General features: G+C 66.1%; 12 protein-coding genes and 1 tRNA gene. 12 read left to right on the top strand and 1 reads right to left on the bottom strand.

Going from position 1 to position 12,116, the window contains the following annotated elements; genetic code table 11:
- Positions 1 to 3 precede the first annotated feature (3 nt).
- Positions 4 to 2,766, top strand: a complete 2,763-nt coding sequence (locus tag ACLF6L_RS08965; protein WP_412851478.1) for a hypothetical protein — start codon at positions 4 to 6, stop codon at positions 2,764 to 2,766.
- Positions 2,767 to 2,787: 21 nt separating this feature from the next.
- Here ACLF6L_RS08965 and ACLF6L_RS08960 read toward each other — a convergent pair whose 3' ends face one another.
- Positions 2,788 to 4,041 (bottom strand): MFS transporter, encoded by a 1,254-nt coding sequence (locus ACLF6L_RS08960; RefSeq protein WP_412851477.1) that lies wholly within the window; start codon positions 4,039 to 4,041, stop codon positions 2,788 to 2,790.
- Positions 4,042 to 4,289: 248 nt separating this feature from the next.
- Here ACLF6L_RS08960 and ACLF6L_RS08955 point away from each other — a divergent pair.
- The 11 genes from ACLF6L_RS08955 (at position 4,290) to ACLF6L_RS08905 (ending at position 11,902) form a co-directional block, all read left to right on the top strand.
- Positions 4,290 to 4,374, top strand: a tRNA-Leu gene (locus tag ACLF6L_RS08955).
- A gap of 170 nt (positions 4,375 to 4,544) precedes the next feature.
- Entirely contained in the window at positions 4,545 to 4,841 is a 297-nt protein-coding gene (locus tag ACLF6L_RS08950; RefSeq protein WP_412852772.1) for a MarR family transcriptional regulator, read from the top strand.
- 129 nt (positions 4,842 to 4,970) lie between these two features.
- Complete coding sequence (locus tag ACLF6L_RS08945) at positions 4,971 to 5,489, top strand: hypothetical protein (protein ID WP_412851476.1); 519 nt, start codon at positions 4,971 to 4,973, stop codon at positions 5,487 to 5,489.
- Between the two features lie 359 nt (positions 5,490 to 5,848).
- Positions 5,849 to 6,100, top strand: a complete 252-nt coding sequence (locus ACLF6L_RS08940; RefSeq protein ID WP_412851475.1) for a helix-turn-helix transcriptional regulator — start codon at positions 5,849 to 5,851, stop codon at positions 6,098 to 6,100.
- Positions 6,097 to 8,460 carry a VapE domain-containing protein gene (locus ACLF6L_RS08935; protein ID WP_412851474.1) on the top strand — a complete coding sequence of 788 codons (2,364 nt, stop codon included), beginning with the start codon at positions 6,097 to 6,099 and terminating at the stop codon, positions 8,458 to 8,460. The genes ACLF6L_RS08940 and ACLF6L_RS08935 overlap by 4 nt, the downstream gene beginning before the upstream one ends.
- A gap of 717 nt (positions 8,461 to 9,177) precedes the next feature.
- Positions 9,178 to 9,513 carry a hypothetical protein gene (locus ACLF6L_RS08930; RefSeq protein WP_412851473.1) on the top strand — a complete coding sequence of 112 codons (336 nt, stop codon included), beginning with the start codon at positions 9,178 to 9,180 and terminating at the stop codon, positions 9,511 to 9,513.
- A gap of 1 nt (position 9,514) precedes the next feature.
- Positions 9,515 to 10,144 (top strand): hypothetical protein, encoded by a 630-nt coding sequence (locus tag ACLF6L_RS08925; RefSeq protein ID WP_196187145.1) that lies wholly within the window; start codon positions 9,515 to 9,517, stop codon positions 10,142 to 10,144.
- On the top strand, positions 10,141 to 10,407 hold the full coding sequence (locus ACLF6L_RS08920) for a hypothetical protein (protein ID WP_080050632.1): 267 nt from the start codon (positions 10,141 to 10,143) through the stop codon (positions 10,405 to 10,407). Before ACLF6L_RS08925 ends, ACLF6L_RS08920 begins: the two co-directional genes overlap by 4 nt.
- Positions 10,408 to 10,533: 126 nt before the next feature.
- Entirely contained in the window at positions 10,534 to 11,250 is a 717-nt protein-coding gene (locus ACLF6L_RS08915; RefSeq protein WP_412851472.1) for a hypothetical protein, read from the top strand.
- Complete coding sequence (locus ACLF6L_RS08910) at positions 11,247 to 11,618, top strand: hypothetical protein (RefSeq protein ID WP_100882670.1); 372 nt, start codon at positions 11,247 to 11,249, stop codon at positions 11,616 to 11,618. Before ACLF6L_RS08915 ends, ACLF6L_RS08910 begins: the two co-directional genes overlap by 4 nt.
- A gap of 2 nt (positions 11,619 to 11,620) precedes the next feature.
- Positions 11,621 to 11,902: a hypothetical protein gene (locus ACLF6L_RS08905; protein ID WP_412851471.1), complete on the top strand. Its 282-nt coding sequence runs from the start codon at positions 11,621 to 11,623 to the stop codon at positions 11,900 to 11,902.
- Positions 11,903 to 12,116: the final 214 nt, after the last annotated feature.

The raw sequence follows: 12,116 nt of genomic DNA, 5'->3' as shown, positions 1-12,116 counted from the left end.
ACCATGGCCCGGGGCGTGGCGGCACCGATGCCGCAGGCGGGACTCAACGACTGGAAGGCGGTCTGGAATCGGCTGCTGCCCCTGGATCGACACCGGGCGGTGATCTCCTTTCTGGAACGTCTGCGGGAGCCGGCCTCCCGGCTTGAGCTGGTATGCGACGCCACCCTCAAGACCCTGGCGCGCCGCAAGGGGTTTCGCGTTGAAACCCTCAAGCGCATGAACAACCATCAGCTGGCCGATGTTCTGCTGCCCCATGTGCCGGTGGTCCTGGGAGCGCGGGAATGGACCCTGCTGTTCCTGGGGTACTTCGCCGACTACAAGTCGGCCATCATGTGCCGATTCCTGGATCTGTGCGGTGTCCCCCATGATGAACGGGGCTTCGTGGTGGGCGGGGACGACAAGATCCATCCCCCCGCCGACATGGTCAAGGCCAAGGACGCCCTGGTGGAGGAGTTCGGGGCCATGGAGGTGGGTGTCTATTTCCATGTGCTCAAGCTGATGGACCCGGATCTGTGGCGGTTTCTGGACCCGGTGCTGCCGGCCCTGGACCAGGCCATGGCGGCGGCGGAAGCGGCCCGACAGAAAGAGCAGTCGATCGTGGTGGAGGAGGCCAACGAGCGGGCGGTACTGGATGTTTCCGAGGAGTTCACCCAGCTGGACCGGGTGGTGATGGAACAGATCATCGCCACTCTGGCCGAGGAAGACCGGGCCCTCAAGCCCGACGAATTGGTGGATCTGGTGGAATCGGTACATGCCCTGGATACCAGTCGCAAGCGCAGCTATTTTCACCTGGGTTTTCTCGACGCCCTGTTGCCCGGGCGACGTCCCGACATGGGACGCCCCGAGATGAATGACGAACGACGCCAGTGGTATCTGGCGGGACTGCTCAGCGGCTACGTGCGGCAGCAGAATCATGCCTCGGTCAGGGATGCCCTGCACCGGTATGCCGCCATCTTCCGGGCCGCTTCGTCCACCCCCGGCGGGGCCGGGGCCGGCATGCTCACCGAGGTACACCCCTATTTACTCACCCACGGATTCCAGAACGAGGCCACCCGACTGTTGCGTGGCCAGCGCCGGCATCTGACCCCGGCGACCGCCACGCTGATCCTCCAGTCCGCCACCGATGCCATCCACCGAGGCGATGCAGCCATTGCCAACGTGTTGCTGGTGGAACTGCGGGAGGGCCTGCCCCATGTGGCATTGGACATCACCGAGCGGGCCGCTCTTGAGGCCGGGGTGGGGCGCCGTCTGGGCCAGGCCCTGCAGTTGCAGGGCAATTTCTCCGCGGCGAAGGAGGCCTTTGCCGGGCTGATCGCCGAAGGGCGTCTGATGTCGCCCCGGTTGCATGCGGACATGGGGCTGGTGCTGGGGGGCTTTCGTTCCCTGGCCGAACTGGTGTTGCCGCCGGGCCTGGATCGGGTGCGCGCGATCCTGGCCCAGCTCCGACAGGGAGAGCGGTATTTCACCGAGGCGGTGGAACGATTCGGGTCGGCGGCCCTGGGGGCTCACTATGCCCTGGGGGTGCGGGATTTTCTGCGCTGGATGGAGACCGACAGCGGTGACGAGGCCCGGGAGCAGGCCCTGATGCATGTGAATGCCGCCCTGATCGGGATGATGACGGAAACCGATGCCCAGGACCCGGAGCGTCCGTTGTTGGTGGATCGCTGCCGTTTCATGCAGGCCGTGCTCATGATGGCCCGGCTGGATGCCGCCTCGGCCCAGGCGGCCATGGAGACCTGGCGGATGCTGCTGGCGCGGGACCCGTCCGCGGCCCCGTGGCCGGAGTGGGGGATGCAGCGTCTGCTGGAATGCGCGGATCTGGTGGATCCGGCCCTGGCGGGAGAGATTGCCGAATCCCTGTGGTGTCGGCACGGACAGGCCGTCCTGCCGCTGATCCACCGGCCGGAATGGTTTGCCCGCTCATCCCGGCTGTTGGACGATCTGCAGATCCTGTGCCGGGATGGCGCTGATCAGCCGCTGCAGGCCCGCTGGGAACGTCTGTCACTGCTGGTGTCGGCGGCCCTGTCGGCGGGGCGACTGGAGACGGCTCAGGAGGGGCTGGACGGGCTGGAGCACCTGGCCCATGAGGATTCCCGGTTCTGCGAACCCATGCTCGATCTGCTGGAGGCGCCGGCCCGGCTGGATCCGGCCTGGTCGGAGACGGATATCCTGCGCGCCCGGTTCCGCCTGTATCGCCGGTTGGGCCGTGATCCGGAAGCCTTTGCCCAACTCAGGGCCCTGTTCTTTGCCCTGCGCGATGCCCGGCCCTTGGAGGCCGCTCAGACCCTGGCGCTATTCCGCGAGTGCGGCGCGGCCCCGGCCCAGTATGAAGATCTGGTTTTACCCGGTGCCGAGGCGGAACACGACGAGGACAGCGAACTGCTGGAGCAACTGGAGGGCGGGGCCGAGCTGACCGTCTTGTTCGTGGGTGGTAACGAGATCCAGGCCCGGTACAGTGATGACCTGATCCGGGAAATCACCGACCAGTGGCCGGGGGTCCGGGTGGAGTTTCGTCATACCGGCTGGTCTTCCAACTGGGGGCGTGACGTCAATCACCTCAAGCGTCAGGCGGCGGAGGCCGACGCGGTGGTCCTGATGACCATGATGCGGACCACCCTGGGCCGGGTCCTGCGCGAGGCCCTCAATGACCCGCCCCGGCCCTGGATCCCCTGCACCGGCACCGGCCGTCAGGCCTTGCTCCAGAGTATCCGGCATGCCGCCCTGATCGGCCTGCGCACCCGCGGTCGGTCGGTGGTCACCGGGTGATATGCGAACGGAGCCGGGTTCCTACGGCTTGTGTTCCAGGTCCAGCTCCGGTTGCAGTTCGGTGCGCGGGTCCAGCTCGGCCGCCACCGCCGAGGTGCGGGTGACCGGCACGAAGCCGGCCTTCTCCTCGGGGGCGACCGGGGGTTCCCGCAGGATTCGCCATAGCGCGAACAGGGACAGCAGCAGGATGATGCTCCCGAACAGCAGGGGCAGCACGCTGATGGATGCAACACTCACCGCAATCCCGGCCAGCAACGGCCCCAGGGTGGCGCCGATGCCGTTGAGCAACAGCAGCCCCTGGGTGCCTTCCAGCACCTGGGTGACATCCAGTCGGTCATGGGTATGGGCCACCGCCAGGGCGTAGAGGCTGAAGGCAAACCCACCGTAGAACAGGGCCGCCACCAGTAGCACCAGCAGTGACTGATCCACGGTCATGAAGATGGCCAGGGCCGCCAGGGCCGCGCCGGCACAGGCAAAGACCAGCACCCAGCGCCGGTCCCGATGGTCGGAGAAAAAGCCGATGGGCCATTGCAGCAGGGCGCCGCCCAGGATCACGGCGCTGACGAAGGCGGCCACCCCCAGGGGTTCGATGCCGGACTGCTGGGCATAGATGGCGCCGAACCCCCAGAACCCGCCCGAGGCGATCCCCGCCACCAGCGCTCCGACCACGCCCACCGGCGTCCTGCCATAGAGGGTCTTCAGCGGCAGGGCCTGGGCCTTGATGGGCGTGGGCTGCAAGGCCGGCGTCAGGGCGATGGGGATCAGCCCCAGGGAGAACAGAATGGCCACCAGGGCATAGCTGGCCAGATGCCCCGGTCCGTAGATCAGTACCAGGAACTGTCCCACGCCCAGCATCACCAGGCAGACCGTCATGTAGAAGGCGAAGATCTGGCCCCGGTTCTGTCGTGCCCGTTCGTTGAGCCAGCTTTCGATGACCATGTAAAGCCCCACCACCGAGATGCCGTTGAAGATGCGCAACACCCACCACACCCAGGGATCGAAGATCAGACCGTGGAGCAGGGCGGCGATGGCCGACACGGCGGCCAGGGCGGCGAAGGCACGGATGTGTCCCACCCGTCGGATCAGGCGGGGGCAGAGGAACGAGCCGATGATGAAGCCCATGAAGAAGCCGGACATGACCAGGCCGATCAGCCAGCTCGGCAGGCCTTCCTGGGCGGCGCTCAGGCCCAGCAGGGTGCCCAGCATGCCGGAGCCGCAGAGCAGGATGCCCATGCCCAGGAGCAGGGTGGAGACGGATGTGAGGGTCGGAAACACGGGCGGCGTCGATGAAAAAGGTCAGTCCCGCATCTTAGCGTTTCGGACGGATTCTTCCAGTGCCGGTTTCGGGTATAATCCGGTGCCTCGCACTCTCGCCCTGTCCTGCCCGGATGGCGAAATTGGTAGACGCAAGGGATTTAAAATTACTGAGTCCCTACTGATTCCGCACTAGGTAGACATCTCGCAGCAGGCTTCGGGGTGTGTTGAGAACGAGTAACAAAAGGCTGTAACCTGTTGTTTTACAAGCCCGGATGATGAAACTGGTAGACATACCGGACTTAAAATCCGGAGCCGAAAGGCGTGCGGGTTCGATTCCCGCTCCGGGCACCAGCACCTCGCGCACCGTCCCGCGAACCGTCCAGGCTAGGAGCCAGTAACGATGAGCAGAGGCGAGAGCCCTTCCGACCTGCTGAGGCGTCTCTGGGCAGACCCAGAGACGCGTGCTGCCCTGCATCGCCCCTCTCTTCAGAAACGCCTGGAGGCTGCCCGCAGGCGGCGAGATGCCGGGGAGCGCCCCCCATCCGCTCGACAACCTCGTGCTACTCCACTTCGAGGAAGAGGAGCTGAATCCGCGACAGCCGGAGAAGCCTAGGGAGCCGACACGAGGTATGAGACTGGAGGTTCTGGAGGCGCTCCGGAGGCACCCTGGAGGTCTCACGGCTGACCAGTTGGAGGAGACCTTGGGACTGTCAGAAGCCCGAGTCCGTGCGGCGCTGAATGGGCTACGCGATCAGGGGCGGCAGCCCATTCTGAACGAGGGTGGCGTCTTCCGCCTCCTCCGCCCAGGCGAGTACTGACACGCCCAGCGGCAGCCACTGGGCACCCCGCATCCGCTTTTAGAACCTAGCTGTTGTCGGACTTCAGCGAGCTGGACAGGATTCTCCTTACCGACCGGACGCCCGGTCTTTCAGAAAAGGAGAATCGCCATGACCCTCGCTATCGCTGACACCACCATCACCTGCTTCGAAGACCTCAACCAGCTTTCCACCGCTGAGATCCTTGCCGCCTACAACGAGGCCACCGGAAAGAACACGAAGCAGTTCGCCAAGCGTGCCAAGGGGATGCAGCAGTTGTGGGCCGTTATCGCTGACAAGGTGGAAGCTGCCCAGGCCCAGGCCCAGGAGCCGGAAGCCGTGGAGGCTGCCCAGGAGGAGCCCGCCGAGGTTGCGCCGGAGCAGGCCGAGAGCGTGCAGGAGCACGCCGCCGCGCCTAGCACAGCCGAGGAGGCTCCGGCAGCCGCCAAGCCAGCTGGCCTGCGGGCTCGCGTCGATGAACTCCTCGCCGCTCTGGCGGGCGGCCCCAAGACCGTCGCCGAGATCACCCAGGCACTCGGTCTGGAGAACGAGAAGAAGGCCCGGAGCCTCATAGATACCGCTCGCCGGAGCGGCTACACCATCGCCTGTGTGGGCCGGGGCACCTTCGCTCTGCCGGGCGAGGAGCAGTAACGCCGCGTTACCACTCTGGCATGGTCTGGCGGGCCGCTGGCGCTCCCTGGGCAGGGCACGCACCGCGAGACCGACCGCGTGCCTTTCTCATGACATCTCAGGAATGGCTCTGGCCGGTGTCAGGAGGAACGGTTGTCCTGTTGCGGCTGGGAGCGTAGATGCCAGATAATTGGGGTCGTTAGCGAGAGCGTGCCTGAATCGACAGGACGAACCAGGACGGCCTACGGAGGGCCGACCAGTAGCGGTGGCAGTCCGCAGCTAACAGCCGAACCCGTTCCCGCCGAGTGGGTTCTCATGCTTCGCCCGGCATTGTCTCGGGGCGGCTCCGGATCTTGGCGACATCAGATTCGGAGACTCTCATGTCCAACATCCCTGCCCAAGACGGCAACCTCGCCGAAGAAATTTCCTTCAACGTCCCGAAGCGGTGGCTCCGCGCCCGTGAAGCTGCCGAGTACCTGGGCGTTTCCGTGCCGCACCTCGCCCGACTGCGCGAGCTGAAAAAAGGCCCGCCGTACCGCAAGTTCGGCAGCGTTGTCCTGTACGACATTCGCGAGCTGGACGACTTCGTCCTGGCGCAGCCCCGCTTTGAAAACAAAGGGGGTGGCCTGTGAGCGATTTTCTGGACACTCGAAAAGGTGAAAGCCCCGCTTCCGGGGCGACAGAAGACGGGGCTTTCGGAGCAAAGCGAGAAGGAAGCCATACTCAAGCTGAATTCTCGGTGGTCCAGGCTGCCCCGGCAATCATCGACACCGCCGCCGCTGTCAGTTTCTTGCAGTGGCTCCGCCCGGAAGGCCCGTGGCTGCTGGTCGCCAAGCACCCCGAACGGAACGGGTTCCGGCCCAAGCTGTTCGCGCCTGGGCAAGAGGCCGACCTCGCCCAGTGGCTGGCGGGCCTGTCTTCGCAGAACGTTTATTACCACCTGAACCCCACCCGCGACGGGCTGGAGAAGAAGGCCGCCAAGTCGGACGTTACCGCCGTGCGCTTCCTGCACGTGGATATCGACCCGCGTGCAGGAGAGGACGTGGGCGAGGAGCGCCAGCGCATCATCGGCCGCCTGACGCACAACCTGCCGAAGGAGCTGCCGCCGCCCACCGCAATCATCAGCTCCGGCGCTGGTGCTCAGGCGCTGTGGGCGCTGCGCGAGCCGATCCTCTTGGACGGCTCCGAGGCCCAAGCGGCAGAGGCCGAACGTTACACCCGCTGGATTCAGGGCGTGTTCGGCGAGGCTGACAACTGCCACAACGTGGATCGCATCCTGCGCCTGCCGGGCACCATCAACAACCCGGACGCCAAGAAGCGGGCCAAGGGCCGCACCGCTGCCCCGGCCACCCTCGTGGAGCTGCACCCCGAGCGCGTCTATGGCCTGGAGAGCTTCCAGCAGGCTCCGGCCCAGGGTACCGCCGCGCCCGCCACCGTGCGCTCCTCTGGCGCGGCTCTCGCCGCCGTCACGCTGGGCGATGTGGAACGCTTGGAGTCGGTGGATGCCCTCGACAAGTGGAACGTGCCGGGCTGGCTGAAGGTGCTGATCGTTCAGGGCCACGATCCCGACAACCCGACCAAGTACCCGAGCCGTTCCGAGGCGCTGTTCGCCGCCGCTTGTGGGCTGGTGCGCCAGGGGGTGCCCGACGAGGTGATTTTCTCGGTGCTCACCGACGAGTCGTTCGGCATTGCCGAATCGGTGGTCGAACACAAGAGCCCAGAGAAGTACGCACGTCGCCAGATCGACAAAGCCCATGAGGCCGTTGGCCAGGACGTGGGCTGGAACCCGACCAACAAGGCAGGCGAGCCGCTGAAGAGCCTGCACAACACCATCACTGCCCTGAGGCTGATCGGTCTGGAGTGCAGTTATGACCTGTTCCGTCGCCGGAACATGGTCGGCCACCACCAGATGCAGGAGCTCTCCGGTGAGTTCTCCGACATGGCCGAGGTGCTGATTCGGCGCGAAATTCGCTGCCGCTTCGGCTTCGATCCGGGCAAGGAGTACGTCCGCGACGCGGTGCTGGAGCTATGCGCCTTGGGCAGCTTCGACCCGCTCCGGGATCATCTGCACGGCCTGCCCGCTTGGGACGGAGTGCACAGGCTGGACTCCTGGCTCGTTCGCTATCTGGGCGCAGAGGATTCGCCCTACATCCGGGCCGCTGGCGCTACTTGGCTCGTGGCAGCGATGGCCCGCGCCTTCGAGCCGGGCACCAAGTTCGACCACATGCTGGTGCTCGTGGGTGCCCAGGGGCGTGGGAAGTCGTCCGCGCTCAACATCCTCGCCGGGGAGTTCTTCAGCGATGCGAACTTCCTCGATGCCCAGGACACCCGCGAAGTTCTGGAGGCAACGGAAGGTGCGTGGATGGTGGAGTGTGCCGAACTGGCCGGGATGCGCCGGAAGGACGTGGAGACGCTGAAGCACGAGATCACCCGGCGAGAAGACCGGGGCCGTCCTGCCTATGCGCGGACGGTCATGTCGGTAAAGCGTCGCTTCGTCCTGGCGGGTACCACCAACAGCGGGCGCTTCCTGCACGATGAGACGGGCAACCGCCGCTTCTGGCCGGTGGAGGTTGGCGAGATCGACCTGCCTGGGCTTCAGGCCGACCGCGACCAGCTTCTGGCCGAGGCGCTGGCCCGCTACCGCAGCGGCGACTTCCAGTTGTTCCTGACAGGCGAGGTGCTGGAAGGGGCCAAGCAGGCCCAGGAGGCCCGCCGCACCGTGGAGGATGGTTTCCTGGAGATCGCCGAAGGGCTGCACCCCGAAGGCTTCTACGAGGGCACGGCAGCCATCAGCACGGATGCGGTGTATCAGTCCATGGGCATTCCGGTGGAACGCCGTCGCGGCCAGCTTGCCTCTGACGTGCGCCGTGCGATGGAAGAAGCCGGATGGAAGCCGTCGCAGGGCTCCGTGCGTTGGCAGGGCAAGAAACGACGGCTGTATCTATGGGCTAAGGACGAACCACCACCACCTGTTTCGACACAACCGTTCTAACCATGCGGGGGCTTCGGCCCCCGTTTTTGTGCGCCACTGCTGGGCGTTCCGCGCCCCGTTCCGCGCCCGGTTCCGGACTGGAAGCCTGTAGAGACGCGGGTTCTAGGCCCGGAACGAACGGGTCGAAGAACGTGCGTATATAGGGGCTACCTCTACTGCCCAGGTGCCCACACCACACTGCTGTGGTGTAGTGCTCTGCTTCTCTCTACCTCTTACTTAATTCCTTCGTTCCGTTAGTTCCGAGGAGCTAGGAGCCTGTATCTGCACGGGTTTGGACTGGAACGCTGGCCCGGCTGATGGCGTTCCCGCCTGCGTTCCCGCGTTCCGCCTGGGCAGCAGGGCGCTACTCCTGACATATCCATCTCAGCTGACACATCGCGCCCGCGCACGGGCACCACCCCGCCCGCACGTTCCCACCTCCTGGGCCGCTCTCGCAGCGCCGAGAGCGCCCGCCAGCACCTCGCCCAGCCGCTGGCCTGCCTGGGCCGCGCCGCCGCCCCTAGGCCCGCCTAGGAGGTGCAGCGGAACGCCCCGGTAAGTTCGAGTTACCACGCCCCGCCAGCGAGACCAGCCCGCCACCCTGGGCCTGTGGCTGCCGACCGTGGAGCGCACCGTACAGCGCCTTCCTGGGCCGCTCATCGCCCGCCAAAACTGATATCGCCGCCGCTGCCGGGCCGAGATCATTTCCCTTGAGAACGCAAGCACCAGGGAATCCGCATGACATTGACCGCCCGCGCACCAGCCCAGAGAGGAATCGACCTGTACCGAATCGAGCAGGACGAGGACGAAGCCCGCGACAGCCCCGAGCGCCAGCTCGCCGCCGCCGTCCTTCTCCAGGCATGGAACGACGCAAACGCGACGCCCGAAACGGTGAAATACGCGAAGGGAAGCGGAGGCTTCACGCCCGAGCACCTCGTCCGAACGGCGCGACGGTTCCTGACAGACAAGCGGGGCTCCTGGGCACGACAGCGCCAGCTCTTCACGAGCGCGTTATCCGTTGATGATGAGGCCATCCGCCTGCGTGCGGTGGCCCAGTTTGGAGAGGGACACTGAGATGAGTATCAAGCCGAAGACTGGAGGCGGGGCACGCCCCGGCGCACCTGTGGGCCGAAAACGGGGCGAAGGCGTACCCCAAGCCGCACTGACGGAAGAACGGAAGGAGGTCTTCCTGTCGGAGCTACGCCGCCATGGGATCGTGAGTGCCGCCGCTCGGGCAGCCAGCCCACACGCCAAGGGGACGTGCGCCCCGTCGTTCTACATCCTGCGGAAAAACGATCCCGAGTTCGCCGCCGCGTGGGATGACGCCATCGAGCAGGCAACCGGCAGCGTCGAGCTGGAGATTCACCGCCGCGCCGTGGAAGGCTACGACGAGCCGGTCTATCAGAAGGGCGAGCTGGTCGGGACGGTGACGAAGTACAGCGACCGCCTGCTGGAGCTGCGGGCCAAGGCGCTCCTCCCGCAGAAGTACATCGAGCGCCGGGCCGTCGAACTGAGCGCGAACCTGAACGTCACCCAGGAGCTGTACGGCGGGCACGCGCTGACGCTCAAGCCCGAGGACGTGCTGCTGCTCGACGAAGGCAAGCGCCAGCAGCTTCTGGGCTTGCTCACCGAGATTGCGCTGGCACGGGGCGACCTGCTGGAGGTAGAGCCGGAGCCCGCTGGGCTGCTGGAGGCGGAAGCATGATTGGCGACTTCCTGGCCCAGGTGGAGGGGCTTGTCAGCTTCGAGGAAGAAGCCGGGGTGCCGCCCCGGCGAACCCCGTTCGGCTTCCTGATGCCGGACTACCGGCAGGACGAGGAAGGGCTCGACCGCTGGGAGGCAGCCTATGGGGAGAAGGCCCGAGGCACCACCCGACTGCCCATCCCTGTGCCCAGGGCAGTGCGCGATGCGCCGGGGCGAACCGTCCAGCAGCCTGGAGCGCCCATCCGGCGGGGCCGCCTGGGGTAACTGGACGTTAGCAGTGACCACCTGGGCCACCCGCTAAAAACTGAGAGCCGAGGCGGCAACAAAAAGGAATGATTCTCATCACGGAAGCCGAAATGGTTCGGCTCCGATTTCTCAAAGGTGAGAATCATGTCCAAGTTGAATCTGAAGAAAATCCCGTCTCGGGCCAATGTCCAAGAGCTCCGCTCTATTCTTCGCAGCCACGCCGCCAACCTCCAGAGCCTGCGCAAGTCGCTGACCGACGCCCGCGAAATTGCCCAAAAGCGTGCGATGGAGGAAGTCTCCAAAATCACTATGACCGCCCAGGAGCGCCAGACCTTCGCCAAGCGCAAGGCCGACACCCTGGTCGCAGCCCAGCGGGCCGCCGCGAAGGAGACAGCCGAGCGCCTGGCAAAGGATCTGGCGACCGCTCGCGGTGTGCTGGAGCTGGGCAAAGGCGTCTATGACAACCCGTTCTCCGCGCTCGACGCTGCGACCCTGGGCAGCCCGCGCCGCGCTACCTACATGCAGAACCTCGCCAGTGCTGGCCCGGTGGCCCTGAAGAACGCCGCCGAGCGTGCCGCCTCCCTTGGCGATGCCGAACTGGCCGCCGCTGTCATCGCTGTGGTCTCGGGCATGCCGACCGACAAGCGCCCGTTCCATCCGGCTGCCGTCCTTGACATCTTCCCCGAGGAGCACGAGGTCTTCGCGCCGATGGTCGAGTTCGAGGAAGCCGAGGCCGCCTTGGCTGATGGCCTGTCGCTGTATGGCGAAGTCGTGAATGGCACGGCCAACCCGACCGCCCGCATCGAACGCGCCCTGCGCGACCGCGAAACCGCTGCTGGCGCTGAAGGGGGTGACGAATGAGCGCCCATCTCCAATCGCTGACCGACGCCGAGCTGGCCCAGCGGATCATCGACACCCTCGACGACCGCGACGCCGCCGCACTGGCTTCCGCCTGCCTGATGGCGCACGCCCACGGCAAAGACCGACCGGACGTGAAGACGGCCCGCACCTGCTGCACCTTGGCCGGGGCGAACGCCCAGCGCGTGATGCCCTTCCTGGGTTATCTGCCGCTGAAGGGCTACGCCGACGCCTGGGCCGACGCCGAGCAGGGCGCACACGGCCCTGGCATCGTAGATCGCACCCAAGAACCCGGCCTGTTCGTGTTCCGCCAGCTCGGGGGCCGCCTCCGCGCCAACCTTCGTTTCATCCAAGCCTCTGAGGAGATCTAACCATGGCTACCTTCCTGCTGTACCCCGCTGAACCGCACCAGCGCCGCGCCGATGGCCTGAACGCCCTCGTCGTTCCCGCTGCCGATGCCGCTTCCGCCCCTGCCGCCGCCCGTGCCCTTTGCAAGCGTGTGGAGATCGACGCCTTCGACAACTTCGCTGTTGTTGAGATCGGCGCGACGACCGCCTTCGCTGTTGAGGGCCATCCGCCCGTGAGCCAGCCCGGCAACGCCGAAGGGCTGCCGCACCTGGGCCGTGGCGGCCACGAGGTCATGCTGCCGGTCTAATCGTTCCACTCCTGTTGCTCCGACTGCACCTTCGCCCCGGCCCTGCGCCGGGGCTTTTTGCGTCTGGAGCCTGGGCACGGTTCGCCCCCACGGTGCGCCAGCAGGGCGGAACCGGCTGGCGCTGTTCTACCGGGGCCGCCCCGGTAACTGTGACTCTCTGCTGCCTGCCTGCCCGGCAAACTGATTGCCCGGCAGGGCACGGGCCGAGAGAGTT

Origin of the sequence: Ectothiorhodospira shaposhnikovii (genome assembly GCF_047222355.1) — a bacterium.
In the GTDB taxonomy this organism is placed as follows: domain Bacteria; phylum Pseudomonadota; class Gammaproteobacteria; order Ectothiorhodospirales; family Ectothiorhodospiraceae; genus Ectothiorhodospira.
This window is presented reverse-complemented; position numbering and strand designations above follow the sequence as displayed.

Coding starts and splice junctions, on each gene's coding strand:
- ACLF6L_RS08915 (WP_412851472.1), top strand. CDS start 10,534: ATGTCCAAGTTGAATCTGAAGAAAATCCCGTCTCGGGCCAATGTCCAA.
- ACLF6L_RS08905 (WP_412851471.1), top strand. CDS start 11,621: ATGGCTACCTTCCTGCTGTACCCCGCTGAACCGCACCAGCGCCGCGCC.
- ACLF6L_RS08965 (WP_412851478.1), top strand. CDS start 4: ATGGCCCGGGGCGTGGCGGCACCGATGCCGCAGGCGGGACTCAACGAC.
- ACLF6L_RS08910 (WP_100882670.1), top strand. CDS start 11,247: ATGAGCGCCCATCTCCAATCGCTGACCGACGCCGAGCTGGCCCAGCGG.
- ACLF6L_RS08920 (WP_080050632.1), top strand. CDS start 10,141: ATGATTGGCGACTTCCTGGCCCAGGTGGAGGGGCTTGTCAGCTTCGAG.
- ACLF6L_RS08940 (WP_412851475.1), top strand. CDS start 5,849: ATGTCCAACATCCCTGCCCAAGACGGCAACCTCGCCGAAGAAATTTCC.
- ACLF6L_RS08930 (WP_412851473.1), top strand. CDS start 9,178: ATGACATTGACCGCCCGCGCACCAGCCCAGAGAGGAATCGACCTGTAC.
- ACLF6L_RS08950 (WP_412852772.1), top strand. CDS start 4,545: ATGCCGGGGAGCGCCCCCCATCCGCTCGACAACCTCGTGCTACTCCAC.
- ACLF6L_RS08945 (WP_412851476.1), top strand. CDS start 4,971: ATGACCCTCGCTATCGCTGACACCACCATCACCTGCTTCGAAGACCTC.
- ACLF6L_RS08925 (WP_196187145.1), top strand. CDS start 9,515: ATGAGTATCAAGCCGAAGACTGGAGGCGGGGCACGCCCCGGCGCACCT.